The sequence below is a fragment of the Aquabacter sp. L1I39 genome, from assembly GCF_017742835.1.
Classification (GTDB): domain Bacteria; phylum Pseudomonadota; class Alphaproteobacteria; order Rhizobiales; family Xanthobacteraceae; genus L1I39.
The window spans coordinates 3026245-3047235 of record NZ_CP072392.1 but is presented as its reverse complement, the minus strand read 5'-3'; the positions used below and the strand labels follow the sequence as shown (position 1 = coordinate 3047235).

Here is a 20991-nt window from a genome sequence, read left to right as displayed (position 1 = left end):
GCGCGCCGCCAGCCCTCACTGGAGGGAGGATTCCCCGTCATCGCCGGGCATGCGGGCGAGCAGCATCTGGGTGATGGCCACCAGCATCTCCGCCCGCTCCTTCAGCGTCCCCGCCTCCAGCAGCGCCTGCTTCTCCAGGGCGCCATAGGGCGACATGACGCAGAGCGCGTTCACCAAGGTCTCGGTGCCCGCCTGCTGGATGCCGTCCCAGTCGGCCTCCAGGTGGTTCGCCTCCAGGAAGGCGGCCAGCGCCGAGAGCAGCGCGGTGCGGTCCACATCCTCCTCGCCGGCGCTCTCGTCGAAATCGGCGCCGAAGTCGGAGGCGTCGATGGCGAAGCGCCGATAAGGGGTGTCCGTGGTCTCCTCGGCGCCCATGCGCACCCGGCAGATGCCGGTGAGCGTGATGAGATAGCGCCCGTCTCCGGTCTCAGAGAACTGGGTGATCCGGCCGATGCAGCCCACCTTGTATGGCACGGGGCCATGCGCGGTCTCGGGCTTGGTCTCGTCCGGCTGGACCATGACGATGAGACGGTCGCCCGCGAGCGCGTCGTCCACCATCTCCAGATAGCGGGGCTCGAACACGTTCAACGGCAATTCGGCGCGCGGCAGAAGCAGCGCGCCGGACAGCGGGAAGACCGCGGCGGTGCCGGGCACGTCGCCCGGCGCATGATACGAACGGCGGTTAGCCACAATGCTCCTTCAGGCGAACAGGATCGCCGAAAGTTTCTTACGTCCCGAAATGGTCAGCGGATCGGTGGGGCCCCAGGCCTCGAACAGCTGGAGGAGTTGCTTGCGCGCCGCATCCTCGTTCCAGCTGCGATCCCGCTTGACGATGTCGAGCAGATGGATGAGCGCCTGCTCGCGACGGCCCCGGCCATTGAGGCCGAGAGCGAGGTCGAAGCGGGACTGGTGATCCAGGGGGTCGATGTCGACCTTGGCCTGGAGGGTGGCGAGGTCGCCCAAAGCGGCGGCCTGCTCGGCCAAGTCCAGGGCGGCCTTGGCGGCGGTGATGGCGCTGTCGCCTTCCTTGCCGGCGGGCACCATGGACAGGGTCGCTTTGGCCTGGTCGAGGGCGCCGCCCGCCACCTGGGCGCGGACGAGGCCGCCCAGCGCCTTCAGATTGTCGGGCTCCTGGGCCAGCACATGGGCGAAAATCTCCGCCGCGCCGGCCGCGTCGCCTTCCGCCAGCGCCGCGTCGGCGGCGGCCAGCACTTCGGCGATGTCGGCATCCGCCGGCCCGCCCATGAGGCGCTCGATGAAGGCCTTGATCTGGCTCTCCGGCAGCGCGCCCATGAAACCGTCCACCGGCTGGCCGTTGACGAAGGCATAGACGGTGGGAATGGACTGGATGCGCAATTGCTGCGCCACCGCCGGATGCTCGTCGATGTTCATCTTGACGAGCTTGACCTTGCCCTTGGTGGCGGCCACCGCGCGCTCGATGATGGGACCGAGCGTCTTGCAGGGGCCGCACCAGGGCGCCCAGAAATCCACCAGCACCGGACGGCGGCGCGATTCCTCGATCACATCCGCCATGAAGGTCTGGGTGGTGGTCTCAGTCACATCATCCGCGCCGGCCTGCCCGCCCGGGGCCGCCGCCTGGGGCCCGCCCGCCTGCTTGAACAGCATGGTTCTGGTCCTTAAAAGCTGTGCCCGGTTGCGGTCGTGCGCCACGGGCCTGCCCCATAGATGGGATCCGGGCGCGCAGGCGCAACCGCCGTGAACACGCTTCTAGAGCGCGAACGGATGGGGGGAAAGCCCTAATGCGCACCCGCCCCTGACGGGCCGTCATTCGGCCGCCACGGACGGTTCCCCGTCACCGGCGTGCCGGAAGCGGTGGACAGGTGGGCCGCGCGTGTGGACGCAATGCCGCGCGCCCTTGCCCGCCGGAAAAGCCCGGCGCAGGCTTGATTGACGCGCCGCAGAGGGACTGGCACACCGCGCCCAGATGAAATTCAACCGCCTTCGGCTGACCGGCTTCAAGACCTTCGTGGAGCCGACCGAACTCCTGATCGAACCCGGCCTGACCGGCGTCGTCGGGCCGAACGGGTGCGGCAAGTCGAACCTGGTGGAAGCCCTGCGCTGGGTCATGGGGGAAAGCTCCCACAAGGCCTTCCGCGCCCAGGACATGGATTCGGTCATCTTCGCCGGCACCACGTCCCGCCCCGCCCGCAACACGGCGGAAGTGGCCCTGCAACTGGACAATGCCGACCACACGGCCCCCGCCGCCTTCAATGCCGACGACATGATCGAGGTGGTCCGGCGCATCGAACGGGGCGCCGGCTCGAACTATCGCATCAATGGCCGGGACGTGCGGGCCCGCGACGTCCATCTCCTGTTCGCTGACGCCTCAACGGGCGCCCGCTCGCCGGCCTTGGTGCGGCAAGGGCAGATCGGCGAGATCGTCGGCGCCAAGCCGGCGGCGCGCCGGCGGATTCTTGAAGAAGCGGCGGGCGTCGCAGGGCTCCACGCCCGCCGGCACGAGGCCGAACTGCGCCTGAAGGGCGCCGAACAGAACTTGCTGCGCCTGGAGGACGTGCTCACCCAGCTCGCCACCCAGGTGGACAGCCTGCGCCGCCAGTCCCGCCAGGCGGTGCGGTATCGTGCCGTGGCCGAGGAGATCCGCCGGCAGGAGGCCACGCTCCTGTGGCTGCGCTGGCGCGAGGTGACGGCGACGCTGGCCGATGCCCAGCGCCAGATGGAGAATATGGCCGGCGAAGGCGCCGCCCGCACCCGCGACCAAGCGGAGGCCGCCCGGCTCCAGGCGGTGGCGGCCCATGTGCTGCCGGCCCTGCGGCAGGCGGACGCGGAGGCCGCCGCCCGGGTGCAGCGGCTCGTTCATGCCCGCGAGGAACTGGACCGGGAGGAAGCCCGCCTCGCGGTGCGCAACCAGGAACTGGAACGCCGCCTCGCCCAATTGGCACAGGATGTCGCCCGCGAGCATGCCCTCTCGGCGGATGCGGAAGGCGTACTGGAGCGCCTCGCCGAGGAGGCGGAGGTGCTCGCCGCCCAGCAGGAAGACGCTGTTATCGCGGAGGAGGACGCCGCCATCGCCCGCTCGGAGGCAGAGGATCGCCTGGCCGAGGCCGAATCCATGCTGGAGGAGCGCACCCAAGCCTTCGCGGACCTCGGCGCCCGGCGCGGCGTGCTGGAAGGCCAGATGCGGGACGTGCGCACGCGCCTCATGCGCACCGCCGCCGAGCATGCCTCCGTGGAAGCGGAGGAAGGCCGGTTGCGGCGGGAGGCGGGCACCGAGGGCCTGGAACGGCTGCGCGAAGCATCCGCCACCGCCCGCGAGCGGCTGGATGCCGCCGAGGAAATGACCGCGCTGGCCGAGGCGGCCCATGGGGAGGCCCGCGCCGCCGCCGAAGCCCTGCGGCCAACGCTGGCCGAGGCCGAGCGCCGGTTCGGGCGGCTCGACACCGAGGCCCGCACCCTCTCCAAGCTGCTCCAGTCCGCCGACCGGCGCTTCCCATCCGTGGCCGACCTCCTCGCTGTGGAAAAAGGCTATGAGGTGGCGCTGGGCGCCGCCCTTGGGGACGACCTCGACCTTCCCGAGGATGAGCGCGCGCCCGCCCGCTGGGCCGGCGCGGACATCGTGGCCGGCGATCCGCTCCTTCCCGCTGGCGCGGAACCACTGGCGGTCCGCGTCTCCGGCGTGCCGGCCCTTGCCCGGCGCCTCGCCCAGGTGGGGGTGGTGCCGAAGGAAGAGGGGCCGCGCCTCCAGTCCGCCCTGCGGCCCGGCCAGCGGCTGGTGTCGCGGGAGGGCGACCTGTGGCGCTGGGACGGCCTGGTGGCCGCCGCCGACGCGCCCACCGCCGCCGCCCGGCGCCTCGCCGAGCGCAACCGCCTCGCCGACCTCACCGCCGAGGCGGAGGAGGCCCGCCACGCGGTGGAGCGCCTGCGCATGGAGGCGGCGACCCTCGACCAGAAGGTGCGCGCCGAGGGCCAGGCGGAGACCCAGGCCCGCGAAGCCCGCCGCGCCGCCCAGCGTGCCGCCGAAATGGCGCGGGAAGCGGAGGCCGCCGGCGAGCGCCGCGCCGCCCAGCATGCCGCGCGCCTCTCTGCGCTCGGCGAGGCCCGCGCCCGAATCGCCGCGGCCCGGGCCGAGGCGGAGGCGGCGGAACGGGCCCTGCAGGCGGAATTGGCCAGCCTCGAATCACCGGCGCTCATGGAGGCAAGCCTTGCCGAGGCCCGTGCCCAGGCGGCGCAGGCCCGCGCGCGCCTCGCCGAAACCCGCGCCCAGGCCTCGGCTCTGGACCGCGAACGGGCGGCCCGCCTGCGCCGCCTGGAAGCCATTGCCGGGGAACGGCGCTCCTGGGCCGAGCGGGCCGGCGGCGCCGGTGCTCGCATCGCCGCCCTGGAAACCCGCCGCGACGAGGCCCAGGCGGAACTGGACGGGCTGGCCGATGCCCCCGCCGAGATCATCCTGCGCCGCCGCCGCCTCCTGACCGAAACCGAGCAAGCAGAGGCCGCCCGCCGCGCCGCCGCCGATCGCTTGGCCGAGGGCGAGGCCGCGCTGGCGGCGGCCGACCAGGCCGCCAAGGACGCGCTCGCCGCCCTCTCCGCTGCACGCGAGGAGGCCGCCCGCTGCGAGGCGCGCCTGGAGGCCGCGCGCCAACGGCGGGACGACGTGGCCCGCGACATCACCGATGCCCTGGACGGGCCACCCGAGACCGCCTTCACCCTCTCCGGCCTGACCGCCGATGCGGAGCCGCCGCCCCTCGATGTGGTGGAAGCCGCCCTGGAGCGCGCGCGGCGGGAGCGGGACCGCCTCGGCGCGGTCAATCTGCGGGCCGAGGTGGAGCTGGAGGAGGCGGACGGGCGCCTGGAAACCCTGACCCGCGAGCGCGACGACCTGATCGAAGCCATCCGCCGCCTGCGCTCGGGCATCCAGAGCCTCAATCGCGAGGCGCGCGAGCGCCTTCAGGCCTCCTTCGCCGTGGTGGACGGCCATTTCCGCAAGCTGTTCGACACGCTGTTCGGTGGCGGCGAGGCCCAGTTGGTGCTGACCGACGCCGACGACCCGCTGGAAGCCGGTCTCGACATCATCGCCAAGCCGCCCGGCAAGAAGCCGCAGACGCTCTCCTTGCTCTCCGGCGGCGAGCAGGCGCTCACCGCCATGGCGCTGATCTTCGCGGTGTTCCTGACCAACCCCGCCCCCATCTGCGTGCTGGACGAGGTGGACGCGCCGCTCGACGACGCCAATGTGGAACGCTTCTGCGTGCTGATGGACGAAATGACGCGGCTGACGGACACCCGCTTCCTGGTCATTACCCACAATCCCATCAGCATGGCGCGGATGGACCGGCTGTTCGGCGTCACCATGGCCGAGCGGGGTGTCTCGCGGCTGGTGTCTGTGGACCTGCAGCATGCCGAGCGCTTACGCGAGGTGAGCTGATCGGCGCCAAGGGCTTGAGTTGACTGCCATTTTTTGCGTGTTTTCAGGCAGTTAAATCGCTCCGCGCTTTCCTTGACACTCAAATATGCCGCAACTATGGTGCCGCGCGGTTTCGGGGGGCCGTGATCGCCTGATCCACACCCGCGAAGCCGGAGTTCGTGCCATGTCGAAACGATCGGATTCCGATCCTCGGAAGACGGACCAACGGCGGTCGAACCACGAACCGGAGGCGGGGGACCCTGCGCTTGCGGATCGGCTTCAGCGTCTGAATGCCGCGCTTGACAAGGCGCGGCCAAAAGACCAATCGCAGCCGACGGGACCGCAACGCAACAACACTGCCTCGGGCATGGCTTTGGCCTTTCGCCTGGGTTCGGAGTTCGTGGCGGGAACCTTGGTGGGGGCCATGATCGGCTGGGGCATCGATACCGTCTTCTCGGTGTCGCCCTGGGGCATCATCCTCTTCACCTTGATCGGCTTTGCCGCCGGCGTGCTCAATATGATGCGCGCGGCCGGCGAGACCGGTGGAAAGAAGCCTCCGCAGGGATGAGCCCTGTAGAGGATGTGGAATTGTGGCGGCGCAAGCCGCACGGAACAGAGGCGCGTGTCGGATGAACATCGATCCGATCCACCAGTTTCAAGTGCAGCGGTACGTAGAGCTGCTGCATGTCTCGGGCGTCAGCGTCTCCTTCACCAATTCCGCCGCCTTCATGGTCGGCATCGTCGCCTCCATCTTCCTGTTTCTGACCTACGCCACCCGCGGCCGCACCCTGGTGCCGGGCCGCATGCAGTCGGTGGCGGAGATGTCATACGAATTCATAGCCAAGATGGTCAGGGACTCGGCCGGCAACCAGGGCATGGTCTTCTTCCCCCTGGTCTTCTCCCTCTTCATGTTCGTGTTCGTCGCGAACGTGGTTGGCCTCATCCCCTACACCTTCACGATCACCGCCCACATCGTCGTCACTGCCGCTCTTGCGCTGCTCGTGATCGGCACCGTGATTGTCTACGGCTTCTTCAAGCACGGCACGCATTTTCTGCATCTGTTCGTGCCGTCGGGCGTGCCCTCCTTCCTGCTGCCCTTCGTGGTGCTGATCGAGGTGGTGTCCTTCATCTCCCGCCCCATTTCGCTGTCGCTGCGTCTGTTCGCCAACATGCTGGCCGGCCATATCGCGCTGAAGGTGTTCGCCTTCTTCGTTGTCGGCCTTGCCTCGCTGGGCGTCGCCGGCTGGTTCGGCGCGGTGCTTCCCTTCTTCATGATCGTGGCGCTGACGGCGCTCGAGCTGCTGGTCGCGGTGCTGCAGGCCTATGTGTTTGCGGTCCTCACCTCGATCTATCTGAACGATGCGGTGCATCCGGGCCACTGAGCCCCGCCCTCATCAAGACCCCTCACGTGTTTCTCAAGGAGCAGTACTATGGACGCGAACGCTGCTAAGTTCCTGGGCGCCGGTCTCGCCTGCCTCGGCATGGGTCTCGCCGGCATCGGCGTCGGTAACATCTTCGGCAACTTCCTCGCCGGCGCCCTGCGCAACCCCTCTGCGGCTGACGGCCAGTTCGCCCGCGCGTTCATCGGCGCGGCGCTCGCGGAAGGTCTCGGCATCTTCTCGCTCGTCGTCGCCCTCGTTCTGCTCTTCGTGGCCTGATCGGCACGACACGCGCGGCGGCTTCCGGGGGGGACCCGGGAGCCTGATGGACGAAGGACGGACAGGCGAGCCATGACCAAGACATGGAAGCTGATAGGCGCTGCGACTGTGACGGGGTTCCTGCTGATGGCAGGGCCGGTAACGGTGGTGGCCGGCAGCGAGACCGCACCCCAGAAGGTGTGGAACACGGTGACCTCCTTCGTCGTCGCCGAAGCCCATGCGGCGGCCCCCGGCACGGGCGAACTCGCCCATGCCGTGCACGGCGAACATGGCGGGGATGGTGAGCACGGCGGCTTCCCGCCGTTCAACCCCACCCATTTCGCCTCCCAGCTGTTCTGGCTGGCTCTGACCTTCGGCGCCCTCTACTTCCTGATGAGCCGCGTGACGCTTCCGCGCATCGGCCGCATCCTGGAAGAGCGTCACGACCGGATCGCCCGCGATCTGGAAGAGGCCTCGCAGCGCCGGGCGGAAAGCGAAGCCGCACAGGCCGCTTACGAGAAGGCCCTGGTGGAGGCCCGCAACAAGGCCAACGCCATTGCCGGTGAGGCGCGCAACCGCCTCGCCGCCGAAACCGAGACCAACCGCAAGAGCCTGGAAGCGAGCCTCGCCGCCAAGCTCGAGGAAGCGGAGCGTCGCATCGGCGCCACCAAGACCGAGGCCATGTCGCATGTGCGCGGCATTGCCGTGGACACGGCCAACACCATCGTCTCCAGCCTGGTCGGCACCACCGCCCAGAATGCGGATGTGGAGCAGGCGGTGGACGCGGCCCTCGCCCAGAAGACGGGCGCGTGATTTTCCCTGCCGCCCCGCCTGTGCGCGGGGGCGGCGACCTGACATAGGCGATCGAGGACTGCCATGAACGAGATGCAATTGGCCGAGCTCTGGGTGGCCATCGCCTTCCTGCTGTTCGTCGCCATCCTGCTCTATTACGGCGTCCACCGCACCATCGCCGCGGCGCTGGACAATCGCGGTGCCCGCATCGCCGCCGAGCTGGACGAAGCCCGGCGCCTCAAGGAAGAGGCGCAGAAGCTGGTGGCCGAGTACAAGCGCAAGCAGCGCGAGGCGGAGACCGAGGCCGAGTCCATCGTGACCGCCGCCAAGGCCGAGGCCGAGCGCCTCGCCTCCGAAACCCGCGCCAAGCTCGAAGACTTCGTGGCCCGCCGCACCCGCATGGCGGAAGAGAAGATCTCCCAGGCCGAATCTCAGGCCGTGGCCGACGTGAAGGCTGTGGCCGCCGACGCGGCGGTGAAGGCGGCCGAGCGGCTGCTCTCCGGCATCGCCCGCGACGCGGCGGTGGGTGAGCGGCTGGTGGGTTCGGCCATTGCCGACGTGCGCTCGAAGCTGAACTGAGGGTCATCGAAGGCCTGCACCTGCAGCCTCTCCGGTATCCAAGGCATTTCAACGCCGTCGCGGCTCCGGCCCGGCGGCGTTTTTGCGTTTGACCGCCCTGGGGCGCACACCGCCTGCGCCCTGGAGAAGGAGGAGATGCGGGACCCGGCCGACGGCCGCGCTACAGGCTCGGGACGGCCAATGCGGCGCAGTCTGCGCCGCGCGCCTGCGGGACATCCCGTCTTGAAACCGCCGGCAAGGTCGGCCATTGCTGATGCATGACGCCCGTTGACGCCCCTGTCCCCTGCCCCTCCGCCCCGTGGCTGACGGCCACCGCGCGCCGGATTCAGGCCGTGGCGTGGGTGGCGGTGGCCGCGGCCATTCTCTTTGGCGCGGCACTGGCGCAGGCGCAGGATCTGCGCCCGCCCGGCAGCATTCCCCGGCCACCCGCCAATGTGGGTGGCGGCGGTGGTGGACTTTTCGGCGGATGGAACCCGTTCGCGCCGCTCTTTCCGCCCCCGCAGCAGCAGCCCCAGCAGCAGGTCCAGCCCCAGGCGCCCAAGCCGCCACCGGAGCCGGAAGGCACCGTCTATTCCTCAGCCGAGGAAGCGGTTCAGGGCAAGAAGCAGCCGCCGACCAAATTCGTCCTGGTGATCGGAGACCGGCTTGGCGCGCAATTCGCCAAGGGCCTCGCCGACAGCTATGTGACGGAGAAGGGCAGCCCGGCGGTGATCGCCCGCACCGACGACGACAGCGGCTATCTGCCTGGCGAGACAAGCGACGTCACCGATTGGATGGCCAAGTGGCCGGAGGCGGTGAGCGCCGCCCGGCCGGGGGTAACCGTGGTCGCCCTCGGCTCCAACGATATTCACCCCATCCGCGACGGCGACACCCTCGTCGAGCCGTTCACCGATCGCTGGAACGAATTGTACGGCAAGAGGATGGATGATCTCCTTGCGGCGCTGCGCGCCCGTGCCGGCAATGTGGTGGTGGTGGGTCTCGCCCCGGTGCAGAACCCGGCCACCATGGCCGATTATGAACGCCTCAACGACATCCTGAAGAGCCACGCGGCAAAAGCGGGAATCATTTTTGCGAACGTGTGGGACGGTTTCGTGGACGAGGATGGGAAATACACCGCCTCCGGCGCCGCGGTGGACGGGCAGCGGCGGCGCCTGCGTCTCAATGACGGTGTGCGCTTCACCCGGGCCGGCGGCCGCAAGCTTGCCTTCTTCGCCCAGAAGGACATTGCCCGCATTCTCTCCGAGGTGGAGCAGATGCCCGATGCCGGACCTGGTGACGGCACGCGGGGGCCGATGTCCCTCAACGACCGTCCGCGCGGCTCCAGCCTCCTTGCCGGCGGCACCACCGCGCAACCGGTGGTCGTCCCGGCGGCGGCCAATGCGGGCGAATCAGTCAAGGCCCTCAAGGAAGGCCTGCCTCTGACCCCACCGGCAGGGCGCGCCGATGACTTTTCCTGGCCGCCCCGCACGCCGGCGGCCACGGCCGTGCCGGCAGCAGGTTCCGCTCCCGGCGACAAGTAGATCCCGCAAAAAAGGCGCCCCGCCGTTGCGGAGCGCCCTGGCTGATTCTTCGGCCCCCCTTGGGGCAAAGGGAGGCCGGGAGGCCGGCTATCCCTGTGGACGTGCGCCGGCCGAGGCCGGCCATCCATGAAGACGTGCCCCGGCCGAGGCCGGCCATCCATGAAGACGTGCGCCGGCCGAGGCCGGCCATCCATGAAGACGTGCGCCGGCCGAGGCCGGCTACCATGAAGACGTGCGCCGGCCGAGGCCGGCGCTTGGCCTCAGGCAGCCTTCGCTTCGCTCGCCTCGCTGGCCGCGGTCACGCGGGGGGTCTCGGCTGGAGCGGTGGCGATGGAGATGGTCCGGGGCTTCTTGGCCTCGGGAATGTTGCGCACCAGTTCCACATGGAGCAGGCCGTTCTCAAGGCGCGCGCCGCGCACTTCCACGTGGTCGGCCAGCTGGAAACGGCGCTCGAACGCGCGCGCAGCAATGCCACGATAGAGCACCTGGCTGTGCTCCGCATTGTCCTGCGCGGTCTTCTCACCGCGAATGGTCAAACCATTCTCCTTGCTCTCGATCGAGAGCTCATCGGCCGTGAAGCCCGCCACGGCGACGGTGATGCGGTAATCATTCTCGCCGGTCCGCTCGATATTGTAGGGCGGATAGGTAGGCGCCGCGTCGACGCCGCCGACGGTGTCCAGCAGCGAGAAGAGACGGTCGAAGCCGACGGTGTTGCGATAGAGGGGAGTGAGGTCAAAGCTACGCATGGCATATCCTCCGAAAGCGATACGCTTGAAGCATCCGGACCCGCCGAAGCCGGACCCGGTGGGGTCAGCGCCGTCACGATGACCGACGCTGAACGGCATGTGGGAAGCCCCCTTCGGGCCGTCAAGACGGGCGCGTGGCAGATTTATGAACCGACAATGAATGCCCGTGCGGGGCGGCATTCACCGACGAGGACTATTGTGCCGTGAAGCTTGGCTGTTGCCGTGGGGCGCGGGCGGCGCATGGCTTGGGGCCATGGGCTTCAACCGGCGCCCTGGCGGAGATGCCGGCCATGTTGTAACCCACGCATCCTGCCGCGCTCTGGCAGGGAGGCGGATCATGCGCAAAGGCGCCGCACTTCTTACGCTCGCATTGGCGGTCTGCTGGCCTGGCTGGCAATCGCCGAAAAGGTGCGCCGCACTCAAGGCCTTGGTGGATGCGGCCCAGGCGTCGGGCGTGGCCCAGGCCGATGAGGCGGGATGGTACGGACCGCCAGGCACCCTCGTGCGCATTGCCGCCCCCGAAGAACCCTTCCTGCCGGTCACATTCCCGAAGGCAGAGGCGCCCGTCGCGCCCCCCGTCACGAAGGGAATGGCCCCTCGGCCGGTCCCCACCTCTTCAAGCAGCGGCCTCAGCCGGGCCCTCCTCCTGGCGCCGGCATTCTCGCCCTATTTCTCGCCGACGGCGAGCAGCGCGCTGCGCTCGGCCGTGGATGTGCAGAGGCGCCTGGAGGGCTGGGGTTTCACCGGGGTCTCGGACCTGGAGATGCGTGGCACCAGCTATCTGTGCGAGGCGACCGGCCCCCGGCGGGAACGGGTGCGGCTGGTTCTGGATGCCCACACCGGCGACATCAGTGGCATGGAAGTGATCGGCTTCGAGGATATGCGCTACTGAGCGCGTTTGCCGCACGGCCAGGGCGCGCTATAGGCTGATCCACCATCCTCTCCTCCAGGGGTCCGCCAAGCCTCCATGTCCCAGCCGATCGCCCGCGCCGCGCCGACGCCCTCTGCCCCCCTGGCGGATTCCGGCGTCCTGCGCGCCATCCCCGGCAGCCCGGTTCCGGCCGGCGCGGCCAGTGGGCATCTGGTGACGGCCGACGAGATCCGCATCCGATTCGCCCATTGGCCGCCAACACCCGGCGCACCCCGCCGCGGCACCGTGACACTGCTGCCCGGCCGGGCGGAATTCATCGAGAAATATTACGAGGTGGTGCGCGACCTCACCGCGCGGGGCTTTGCCGTCGCAACACTGGACTGGCGGGGCCAGGGCGGGTCGGAGCGCCTGCTTGCCAATCCGCGGCGGGGCTATGTGGCTGATTTCCTGGACTATCAGCGCGATCTGGCCGCCTTCATGCGCCATGTGGTGCTGCCCGACTGCCCCGCGCCACATTATGCCCTTGCCCATTCCATGGGAGGTGCGGTGCTGCTGGACGCGCTTCTGGCGGGGCATCGCTGGTTCGACCGGGCGGTCATGGCCGCGCCCATGCTGGCCATCAATCTGGGGCCGATCACCGGCGCCGTGGGCATGATCGCCGCCGCGGGCACGGCGGTGGGATTGGGCCGGGCCTATGTCCCGGGCGGCGGGGACAAGCCCATCAATTTCCGCCCCTTCGAGATCAACCGTGTCACGTCGGACCCGGTCCGCTACGCCCGCGCGGCAGACTTCATCACCCAGCATCCCGAGCTGGGGCTGGGCTCGCCCACCTTGCGCTGGCTCACCGCGGCCTTTGCAGCCATGCGGCGCATCACGGCGCCGGAAGCCTTGCGCACGATCCGTCAGCCGCTGCTGCTGATGGCGGGCGGCGCCGACCGAATCGTCTCCAACCGGATGATCGAGCATGTGGCGTCGCGGCTGATCGCGGGCGCACAATTGGTGGTGCCCGCCGCCAAGCATGAACTGATGATGGAGCGGGATGCCCTGCGCAGCCAGTTCTGGGCGGCGTTTGACGGCTTCATTCCGCCCACTCCCTTGCCCGGGGAGGGCGCGCGCTCCAGGGCCGACGGCTAGGCGCGCCCCTGCGCTCTCTCTTTTGTCCTAAAGCATTTCCTTCGCGCGAACGGGTGATGCTCCACATCTAGCCACCGTTGAGGATCTCCAGAGCCGCCGCATGCACCGCCTTGCTGCCGGCCGCCACCACGCGCCCGCCCTTGGCGGGCGATTGGCCCTCCCAGGTGGTCACGATGCCCCCTGCCCCCTCGATGACGGGCACCAAGGCGACGATGTCGTGGTCCTTCAGGCCGGTCTCGATGACCACGTCCGCGAGTCCCGCGGCCACCATGCAATAGGCATAGCAATCGCCGCCATAGCGGGAGAGGCGCACGCGCTCTTCCGCCTTGCGGAAGCAGGCGCGATCGGGTTCGTTCATGAGCAGCGGGCTGGTGGTGAAGAGGATGGCGTCTTCGATGCGGGCGCAGGGGCGCGTGGTGAGCCGGCGGTCGCCGGCCGGACCGCGATAGAAGGCGCTGGCACCGTCGCCGAAGAACCGTTCCTTGATAAAGGGCTGGTGCATCATGCCATAGACCGGCACCCCCTCCTTCAGGAGCCCGATCAGCGTACCCCAGGCGGGCATGCCGCAGATGAAGGACTTGGTGCCGTCGATGGGATCGAGCGCCCACACATAGGTGGCGTCGGTGCTCTGGTCGTCAAACTCCTCGCCAATGATGCCGTGATCGGGGAAATGCTGCTGGATCAGCCGGCGCATCACCTGCTCGGCGGCACGATCCGCCTCGGTCACCGGATCGAAGGCGCGCCCATGGCTCTTGTCCTCGACGCCCAGGGTGGTGCGGAAGAAAGGCAGGATGGCCTCTCCCGACATGGTGGCGAGCTGGTGGACGAACGTATCCAGGGCGACAGGGGTCATGGGGGCCTTCCGGGAGTCAGTTCCAGGCGCGCCGGGGACGGCGCTTTCCTTCTCTAGATCAGGTCGTGGCGCGATGGCACGACAAACTGAAGACAGAGGAGACCGCCTTCCCTTCATTCCCCGGCAGCAGGCGCTGGCGCCGACTCGGGCGGACCCGACGGAAGGCTTCGCGGAAGGCGGTACGGCGCGGGAAGGGGCAAAACGTTTTAACCCGGCGCCCTGACGTTAGGCGTGGGGATCGCAAGGGCTTGACCGTCAACAAAAGTTCACGGACTCGGCATGCCTAATATATCAGCAGGGCACAATCTTGCGGCAAAGGGGGGTGGGGCGCATATTGATGCGGCGCGGCATTGCGTGCTGCAGTGCCGCTGCCCTCCTTGGGCGTTTCCTCCCTAGACTTGGGCCGCTCCGGTATACTGTGAGCGGCCCCTTTCTTTTTGGGCGCCGTTGCGCCGTTGGCCAGCTTTTCGCCGTGCCCCTTCCCCTCGCGAACTCTTTTTCGGGCGCACGCTTCTTGCGGCGCACGTTTCCCCGCAGCGATGCCCGGGACCCTGCGGACGCGAACCCGGCGCGCCGGGTCAGCGGTGCACCCGTCTCTCTCTGATGCGACGGGTTGGCGGCCGTTGACCGGCTTCGCGCCTCCCCTTCGCGTCTCTCCTCCCAACCCTCCGGCAAAGCGCCGCGCGTGCAGCGCAACGCGCCCCTACCTAAAACGCAAAGCTAATGGAGAAACGGTCTCTAAATACCGCATAACGGTATTTTATTGCCATTCTTTCCCCATTTTTGCGGGAACCGCCGAAACACCAGTCCCTCACCGACCAAGAAAAATAAGAACAAAAAGCGAACTTTTAGACGGATTCGCCTTCGCGGCGCTCCCCCAACCCCGTTCGTTTTGAGTTTTTCCCTGATTTTTCAGCGACTTGATAGACCCGACCGCAGTGCGACAAACCAGCACTTGATTTATGGCACCGCAATGGGCTATTGCTGCATTGCGACATGGCGATTGGCGTCGCTGTGTCGCTGCCCTCCTTGGGCGTTTCCTCCCTAGACTTGGGCCGTTCGCTTCGGCGGGCGGCCCCTTTCTTTTTTGAGCGATCGCTCGGGACAGACGATCTGCGCACGGAACGCGAAGCAGCGATCCGCCATGCGCAAATTCGTATATCTGCCATTCAAAAAACGCAAGGCCGTCACACAGCGATCGCTGCGCGAAGTTGCCGCGCCCGTGCCGCACCACCCTGGCGACATATCGGGCCGGCCGGAAACCGGCGGGCGTTATTCCGCCGCCGCCGCCCGGCGCGGCACCAGCGCCTCAAGCGCCAGCGCATTGAGGCGGCCGGCCACGGCGCACATGTCCGCCTGCACCCGCGCAAATCCCGCCGCCCGCTGATAATGCGTCTCATCCATATAGAGACCGCGATTGATCTCGATCTGCACCGCGTGCAGGCCTGCGACCGGATTGCCGTAATGCTCGGTGATGTAGCCGCCCGCATAGGGCTTGTTGCGCACCACCGCATAGCCGCGCGCGGTGAGTTCCTCATCCAGCAGGTCGGTGATAAGGCCGGAGCAGCTGGTGGCGTAGCGATCGCCCAGGACGATGTCCGCCCGCACGCCTTCTTCCCGCGCCGGGCCGGAGGGCATGGAATGGCAATCCACCAGCACAGCCACCCCGAACGCGCGGTGGCTGCGCGTCATAAGGCGACGCAGGGCCTGATGGTAAGGCTTGTAGTAGGTCTCGATGCGCTCCAGCCCTTCCGCCACGGTGAGGCGGCGCTGGTAGATCTCCTGCGATTCGCCCACCACCCGCGCAATGGTGCCGAGGCCGCCCGAGACCCGGATGGACCGCGTATTGGCAAATGCCGGCAAGCGGCCGTCGAACATGCGCGGATCAAGCTCGTAGGGTTCGCGGTTCAGGTCCAGGAAGGCCCGCGGAAACAGCGCCCGCATGAGCGGGAGCCCCTGCTCCACCACGCCCTGGAACAGCTCATCCACGAAACTGTCTTCCGAGCGGCGTAGCGTGTCGAAGTCGAGCCGCACCTGATCCATGAACGCGCGGGGGTAAATCCGGCCCGAATGGGGCGAATTGAACAGGACCGGCCCCTGCACCGCGTCGGGCATCAGGATGTCGAACGGCGGGTCGATGGTTTCGGCGAGGCAGGCAGTCATCGAGGCCCGTTCATCCCTGAGCGCGCGCGTGAAAGATCGGCTTCATGATGCCCAAGCGGAGACCCGCTTGAGAAGATGCAGAAAGGTTCACTTCGAATTTACCCGTTTTGAGGCAAGAAGCCTATGGAGGAACCGCCGCGCCCGCGTTGCGCGCGCGCTCCTCCGCGACGGGTTGATTTCCGCCCCGAACCGGGGCCATGAAACCGGCCATGAATCCGGGGGCGGAGCCGGCCGGCACGGTTGGCGGGATGTGGGCAATCGAGGGGTAAGAGGCGTGTCGAAGATCCTTTTGGCCGAAGACGACAACGACATGCGTCGCTTCCTGGTGAAAGCGCTGCAGAATGCGGGCTACAATGTAGCCTCCTACGACAATGGCCGCTCCGCCTATGAGCGGATGCGGGAAGAGCCCTTCGAGCTGCTGCTGACGGATATCGTCATGCCGGAGATGGACGGCATCGAGCTGGCGCGGCGGGCGACGGAGCTGGATCCCGACCTCAAGGTCATGTTCATCACCGGCTTTGCCGCGGTGGCCCTCAATGCGGACGTGGAAGCGCCCTGCGAGGCGAAAGTGCTCTCCAAGCCCTTCCATCTGCGCGATCTGGTGAGCGAAGTCGGCAAGATGCTGGCCGCCTGAGCGGCGGCCCGCGCGCGCCCCGGCACGGCCATCGGCATAGAGCCTGGGGATGACGCAAATTTCCCTTTTCGAGGCGCCTTGCTTCCGGCCGATCGAGCCGATATAGAGGCCTCCTCCTGGCGGATGGGCGCGTAGCTCAGCGGGAGAGCACTACGTTGACATCGTAGGGGTCACAGGTTCAATCCCTGTCGCGCCCACCATCCGCACCTTCTGCCCTATTAGGGGCGAACCAGCGCTGTGGCGCGGCCTCCCATCTTTGCCAGCGGAGACGTAACGGGTCGCCGGCCGGTCTTCCTCACTTCTTCGAACTGATGAGCGAGCCCAGGCCGTCGCACACTTTCACGACCTTGGAGCAATCCTCATAATGGACGGGATAGGGGGACGTGATCGGGCGCGTGCGGCAGGTGGTGACGGGCACGAACGTGACGCCGTTATATTGCCGTGTGGTATCGCACTCCCGGGTATAAGTGGTTCGGTACTCTATCTTGGAGCGCATGACGCATTGCGGCTTCATGGTACATCCGGCCTGCGCGTCCTCCGCAAGCACCAGGGACACGCTTGCACCTGCAAGAGCCACAGCCAACAAAACTCCGGTTTTCATGACATCCCCCTCGCGCATGAGACGTTGCGGGCGGGTCGATTCGTCCGTCATTGCACCGGTGCGCGCCTCCCACAATCGGGGGAGACGGCGCGAAAATTCAGGGCCGGCGGGACCGGGTCGCCGCGCACCGCGCTCCGGGAGGCTCAGCGCTCCACGAATGCCTTGAACGCCTCCGCATAGTCGGGATGCCAGCGCGAGAGCGGCGGGCGATTTTCCACGATGTCGCCGGCGGCCCACAGAATGCGCCGTTCATCCAGGGCGCGCGGTACATCATTGTCCGGGCACAGGATGTAGAAATCCCCCGCCTCCAGCCGTTCCAGCATGAAGTCCACCGTCTCGTCCGGCGTCCAGGCGCCGGCGGGCTTCTCGCTGCGCCCGCGCGCGGTGAGGCCGGTGAAGACGAAGCCGGGAATGAGCAGGTGGGCGGTGATGCGGCAGCCGGGCGTGTTGCGCAATTCGTGCTGCAGCGCCTCGGTGAAAGCCTTCACGCCCGCCTTGGAGACGTTGTAGGCGGGGTCGCCGGGCGGGGTGGTGATGCCCTGCTTGGAGCCGGTATTGATGATGAGGCCCGCACGGCCTTGCGCGATCATGCCGGGCGCGAAGATCTGGCTGCCCTCGATGATGCCCCACAGATTGACCGCCATGATGCGCCGCCAGTGGCGCTCGGTGTCGAAGGTGGTGCTGCCGGGCTGGATGCCCGCATTGTTCATGAGTACGTCCACCGTTCCGAAGGCGCCCCGCACCGTCTGCTCCAGATGCTCCAGCGCGCCGGGTTCGGCTACGTCGGTGGGCACGGCCAGCACATGGGTCGCGCCGGGCGGAGCTTCCGCGGTGAGCGAGCGCTCCGCCTCCGCCAGCGCATCGCCGGGCAGATCGGCAATGGCCACCTTCAGGCCGAGGCCGAGAAAGCGCCGGGCCGCCGCGAGGCCGATGCCGGAGGCGCCGCCGGTGACGACGGCCACATGGCCGGGGGTGAGAGCGGGATGGGTCATGACGGCTCCTGCGGTGCGGTAACTGCGAGGCAGGGAGGAAAGCCCGCCTCCGCCGCCGCCGCAAGCCATCAACGCGGGGCTGCGCCCACGGATCCGAGAACCGACTGGGGCAGCAGGAAGGGGCCAGCCGGCACCGCATTCATCCGCGCCGCCACGCCGAAGACGGTGCGCAGCAGGTCATCGGTGAGCACCTCAGCCGGCGGGCCGGCCGCGACGATGCGGCCGTTCTCCACCACCACCAGCACGTCCGCGGCCATGGCCGCCAGGTTCAGGTCATGGAGGATGGCGAGCACCCCGCCTCCGGCCTGCGCGTGGCGGCGGGCCACATCGAGCACAAGAAGTTGATGGGACAGATCGAGGGATGAGGTGGGCTCGTCGAGGAGCAGAAAGCCCGGCCCCTCCCCACTTGCCCCCAGCTGCGCCAGCACGCGGGCCAGATGCACCCGCTGCCGCTCGCCGCCCGACAATTGCTCGATGCGCCGGGACTCGAATCCCGCAAGATCCACGCGCGCCAGCGCCTGCTCGATGCGCGCCTCGACGCCGGCCCCGGCCCCCATTAGGCCGATGCCCACCACCTCGGCCACAGTGAAGGGAAAGGCCACCTCCGTCGATTGCGCCAGCACCGCCCGCCGCCGGGCGAGGAGCGCTGGCGGCAGGGCAGCGATGTCCCGCCCCTCCAGCGTGACGCGGCCGCGCGCGGCGCGCAATTCTCCGGCCAGCACCTTCAGCAAGGTGGACTTGCCGGCGCCATTGGGGCCGATGACCACGGTGACCGTGCCGGGATGGAGGGCGAGGGAAACACCGTCCAGCAGCCGCCGCCCACCGCGCTCCAGGACGATGTCCGCCATCGCATAGGTGGGGTCGCCGTTCATCCGAGCGCTCCCCGCCGCCGCATGAGCAGCCAGAGAAAGAAGGGCGCCCCGATGAGGGCGGTGACGACGCCCAGCGGCAGTTCGGCAGGCGCAGCCAGCATGCGGGCCGCCACGTCCGCCAAGAGCAGGACGGCGGCGCCCAGCAGGGCCGAGGCGGGCAGGAGCACCTTGTGGGAGGGGCCAAGCGTCAAGCGCACCAGATGGGGCACCACCAGCCCCACAAAGCCGATCACCCCGCAGGCCGCCACCGCCGCCCCGACGCCGCCCGCGACTGCCAGGATGGCGATGCGCTTCAATCGCTCCACCCGAATGCCCAAGTGGAAGGCCTCCGCCTCGCCCAGCGCCAGCGCATCGAGCCCGCGCGCGATCACCGGCATGACCACGAGAAGCGCCAGCACGAAGGGCGCGGCCAGCGCCGCCTTCGCCCAGGTGGCACCGCCGAGGCTGCCCAAAGTCCAGAACAGGAATTCCCGCGACTGCTGCTCGGTGGACAGGAACACCAGGAGGCCGGTGCCCGCGCTCGCCAGCGCGCCCAGAGCGAGGCCGGCGAACAGCAAGGTCGCCACCGAAATATAGCCTTCCCGCAGCGCGAGGCGGCCGATGAGCAAGGTGGTGACGAGCCCTCCGGCGAAGGCGGCGACTGACAAAGAGAGGGGCCGCAGCGCGCCGGGTAGCATCAGCCCGAGATCCCCCGCCAGGACAATGAAGGCCACCGCCGCCAGCGCGGCGCCGGGCGAGACGCCCACAAGGCCGGGATCGGCCAGCGGATTGCGGAACACGCCCTGGAGGATGGCGCCGGAAACCGCCGTCGCCGCGCCCGCCAGCGCGCCCAGCACCGCGCGCGGCAGGCGCACATCCAGCACCACCACCCGTTCGCGAATCCCATAGCCGGAAGGCGCGGCGGTGCCGGTGATCGCATCCCGCAACACCGCCCAAAGGCGGTCGGGGGCGATGCTCACGGGGCCGAGGCACAAGGCGGCGGCGAAGGCGGCGAGGGCCAGCAGGGCGAGCACCAGAAGGCCAAGGCCGGCGGGCGGTCGGGTGCGGCCGGCGATGCCGGGCAAGGCGAGGCTCACTGGCCGCTCCCGGCCCAGGGGCGCGACGGCAGCGGCGGCAGGCTTTCGCCGGGGTGAAGCGCCAAAGCGAGATCGCGGGCCGCCTGCGGCGCACGCGGGCCGAAGCCCAGAAGATAGGAGCCCGGCAGCGCCACCAGGCGGTCGTCGCGGGCGGCGGGCGTGCCCTTGAAAGCGGGGAGGGAAAAGATCACGTCCGCGGTCAATTTCTGCCCGCCATCGGTCATCACCACCACGGCGTCGGGATCGGCGGTGAGCGCCACCTCGTCCACCGCCGGCTTGAAGCCGGAAATGCCGGCCATGGCATTGGTGACACCCGCCAGATGGAACATGGCATCCGCGCTGGTGCCCGCCCCGCCCACCACCGGCGCACCGCCGGAGGCGGAGAGCACGAACACGGCGCGCGGCTTCCCCTTGAGCTGCGCCACGCCCTGCGCCAGCGTCGCGAAATCCGCGCGCACCGCATCGGCCAGCGCCCGGCCCTTCTCGGACACGCCCATGGCCTCGGCGATGATCTCGATCTTGCGCACCACGCTTTCGGGCGTGTGGCCATCGGGAACGAGCACCACCGGCACGGACGCCTGCTTCAGCACGTCCAGCGTGGAGGGCGGGCCGGCGCCCTCAATGGCAAGGATGAGACTGGGATCGGCCGACAGCACGCCTTCCGGCGCGAGCGTGCGGGAATAGCCCACATTGGGGCGGCTGCGGGCCTCGGCCGGATAGGTGCTGGTCTGGTCGACGCCCACCACGCGATCGCCGAGACCGAGGGCAAAGAGGATTTCCGTCACCGCTCCGCCGATGGAGACCACGCGGCTGGTGTCACGCACCTCCACCTGCCGGCCGGCGGCATCCGTGACTTTATGCTGCGCGAAGGCCTGAGGCGGACCGGCGAGCACCGGGACCGTGGCCACCAGGGCCACCAGAGCGAGAGACTTCAACACGCTGCGCATCGGCGCCTGCCTTCCCAAAACCGACCGCCCCTGCGCCGTCATAAATCCAGATGGCGAATTCTCAAGCCATCAGACGTAGTTTGGAATTTGTAAAACTATCAAAATTGAGCGTGTCTTTATTTTTAATACATCCAGTTCTATTTGCAACACTACGTATGATTCCGTAAGGTTAGAGCTATTCAACTTGACCCAGGCCA

Annotated in this window: 20 protein-coding genes and 1 tRNA gene; 11 read left to right on the top strand and 10 right to left on the bottom strand. The window is 68.5% G+C overall.

What is annotated here, in order from left to right; translation table 11 throughout:
- Positions 1-15: 15 nt before the first annotated feature.
- Together J5J86_RS13560 and trxA are read right to left on the bottom strand one after the other, a co-directional pair.
- Positions 16-690: an LON peptidase substrate-binding domain-containing protein gene (locus J5J86_RS13560; protein WP_209098795.1), complete on the bottom strand. Its 675-nt coding sequence runs from the start codon at positions 688-690 to the stop codon at positions 16-18.
- Between the two features lie 9 nt (positions 691-699).
- Entirely contained in the window at positions 700-1626 is a 927-nt protein-coding gene (trxA, locus tag J5J86_RS13555; RefSeq protein WP_209098792.1) for a thioredoxin, read from the bottom strand.
- A gap of 319 nt (positions 1627-1945) precedes the next feature.
- Here trxA and J5J86_RS13550 point away from each other — a divergent pair, with 319 nt between their 5' ends.
- The 7 genes from J5J86_RS13550 to J5J86_RS13520 all read left to right on the top strand — a co-directional run bounded on the left by J5J86_RS13550 (position 1946) and on the right by J5J86_RS13520 (position 9905).
- The gene (locus J5J86_RS13550; protein WP_209098790.1) at positions 1946-5398 is read left to right on the top strand and encodes a chromosome segregation SMC family protein; all 3453 of its coding nucleotides are present in this window, start codon (positions 1946-1948) and stop codon (positions 5396-5398) included.
- 379 nt (positions 5399-5777) lie between these two features.
- Positions 5778-5945 (top strand): AtpZ/AtpI family protein, encoded by a 168-nt coding sequence (locus J5J86_RS24460; RefSeq protein WP_247657592.1) that lies wholly within the window; start codon positions 5778-5780, stop codon positions 5943-5945.
- A gap of 61 nt (positions 5946-6006) precedes the next feature.
- Positions 6007-6759: a F0F1 ATP synthase subunit A gene (locus J5J86_RS13540; protein WP_209098785.1), complete on the top strand. Its 753-nt coding sequence runs from the start codon at positions 6007-6009 to the stop codon at positions 6757-6759.
- A 48-nt stretch (positions 6760-6807) separates the two neighbouring features.
- Positions 6808-7035 (top strand): F0F1 ATP synthase subunit C, encoded by a 228-nt coding sequence (locus J5J86_RS13535; RefSeq protein ID WP_209098783.1) that lies wholly within the window; start codon positions 6808-6810, stop codon positions 7033-7035.
- Between the two features lie 72 nt (positions 7036-7107).
- Entirely contained in the window at positions 7108-7827 is a 720-nt protein-coding gene (locus J5J86_RS13530; RefSeq protein ID WP_247657590.1) for a F0F1 ATP synthase subunit B, read from the top strand.
- Positions 7828-7899: 72 nt separating this feature from the next.
- Positions 7900-8385, top strand: a complete 486-nt coding sequence (locus J5J86_RS13525; protein WP_446698689.1) for a F0F1 ATP synthase subunit B family protein — start codon at positions 7900-7902, stop codon at positions 8383-8385.
- 332 nt (positions 8386-8717) lie between these two features.
- Entirely contained in the window at positions 8718-9905 is a 1188-nt protein-coding gene (locus tag J5J86_RS13520) for an SGNH/GDSL hydrolase family protein (RefSeq protein WP_209098780.1), read from the top strand.
- Positions 9906-10165: 260 nt separating this feature from the next.
- Here the strand turns inward: J5J86_RS13520 and J5J86_RS13515 are convergent, their stop codons facing one another.
- Entirely contained in the window at positions 10166-10651 is a 486-nt protein-coding gene (locus J5J86_RS13515; protein ID WP_209098777.1) for an Hsp20 family protein, read from the bottom strand.
- A 337-nt stretch (positions 10652-10988) separates the two neighbouring features.
- Here J5J86_RS13515 and J5J86_RS13510 point away from each other — a divergent pair, with 337 nt between their 5' ends.
- Both J5J86_RS13510 and J5J86_RS13505 read left to right on the top strand, forming a co-directional pair.
- Positions 10989-11543, top strand: coding sequence for a hypothetical protein (locus tag J5J86_RS13510; protein WP_209098774.1), 555 nt, complete (start codon positions 10989-10991; stop codon positions 11541-11543).
- Positions 11544-11618: 75 nt separating this feature from the next.
- Complete coding sequence (locus tag J5J86_RS13505; RefSeq protein ID WP_209098772.1) at positions 11619-12656, top strand: alpha/beta fold hydrolase; 1038 nt, start codon at positions 11619-11621, stop codon at positions 12654-12656.
- Positions 12657-12723: 67 nt separating this feature from the next.
- On the opposite strand, the gene hisN is transcribed toward J5J86_RS13505, so the two are convergent.
- Together hisN and J5J86_RS13495 are read right to left on the bottom strand one after the other, a co-directional pair.
- Positions 12724-13509 carry a histidinol-phosphatase gene (gene hisN / locus J5J86_RS13500; RefSeq protein WP_209098770.1) on the bottom strand — a complete coding sequence of 262 codons (786 nt, stop codon included), beginning with the start codon at positions 13507-13509 and terminating at the stop codon, positions 12724-12726.
- 1272 nt (positions 13510-14781) lie between these two features.
- Positions 14782-15672 (bottom strand): N-formylglutamate amidohydrolase, encoded by an 891-nt coding sequence (locus J5J86_RS13495; RefSeq protein ID WP_209098767.1) that lies wholly within the window; start codon positions 15670-15672, stop codon positions 14782-14784.
- 310 nt (positions 15673-15982) lie between these two features.
- Here J5J86_RS13495 and J5J86_RS13490 point away from each other — a divergent pair, with 310 nt between their 5' ends.
- Together J5J86_RS13490 and J5J86_RS13485 are read left to right on the top strand one after the other, a co-directional pair.
- The gene (locus J5J86_RS13490) at positions 15983-16306 is read left to right on the top strand and encodes a response regulator (protein WP_247658524.1); all 324 of its coding nucleotides are present in this window, start codon (positions 15983-15985) and stop codon (positions 16304-16306) included.
- A 125-nt stretch (positions 16307-16431) separates the two neighbouring features.
- Positions 16432-16506: transfer RNA gene (locus tag J5J86_RS13485), tRNA-Val, on the top strand.
- A 95-nt stretch (positions 16507-16601) separates the two neighbouring features.
- On the opposite strand, the gene J5J86_RS13480 is transcribed toward J5J86_RS13485, so the two are convergent.
- From J5J86_RS13480 to J5J86_RS13460, 5 genes are all read right to left on the bottom strand, one after another.
- Entirely contained in the window at positions 16602-16820 is a 219-nt protein-coding gene (locus J5J86_RS13480) for a hypothetical protein (RefSeq protein ID WP_209098763.1), read from the bottom strand.
- A 230-nt stretch (positions 16821-17050) separates the two neighbouring features.
- Positions 17051-17899, bottom strand: a complete 849-nt coding sequence (locus tag J5J86_RS13475) for an SDR family NAD(P)-dependent oxidoreductase (RefSeq protein ID WP_209098761.1) — start codon at positions 17897-17899, stop codon at positions 17051-17053.
- Between the two features lie 68 nt (positions 17900-17967).
- Positions 17968-18771, bottom strand: a complete 804-nt coding sequence (locus J5J86_RS13470) for a heme ABC transporter ATP-binding protein (RefSeq protein WP_247657588.1) — start codon at positions 18769-18771, stop codon at positions 17968-17970.
- Complete coding sequence (locus J5J86_RS13465; RefSeq protein ID WP_247657586.1) at positions 18768-19847, bottom strand: FecCD family ABC transporter permease; 1080 nt, start codon at positions 19845-19847, stop codon at positions 18768-18770. The genes J5J86_RS13470 and J5J86_RS13465 overlap by 4 nt, the downstream gene beginning before the upstream one ends.
- Entirely contained in the window at positions 19844-20794 is a 951-nt protein-coding gene (locus J5J86_RS13460) for a heme/hemin ABC transporter substrate-binding protein (RefSeq protein WP_209098758.1), read from the bottom strand. Before J5J86_RS13460 ends, J5J86_RS13465 begins: the two co-directional genes overlap by 4 nt.
- Positions 20795-20991 lie beyond the last annotated feature (197 nt).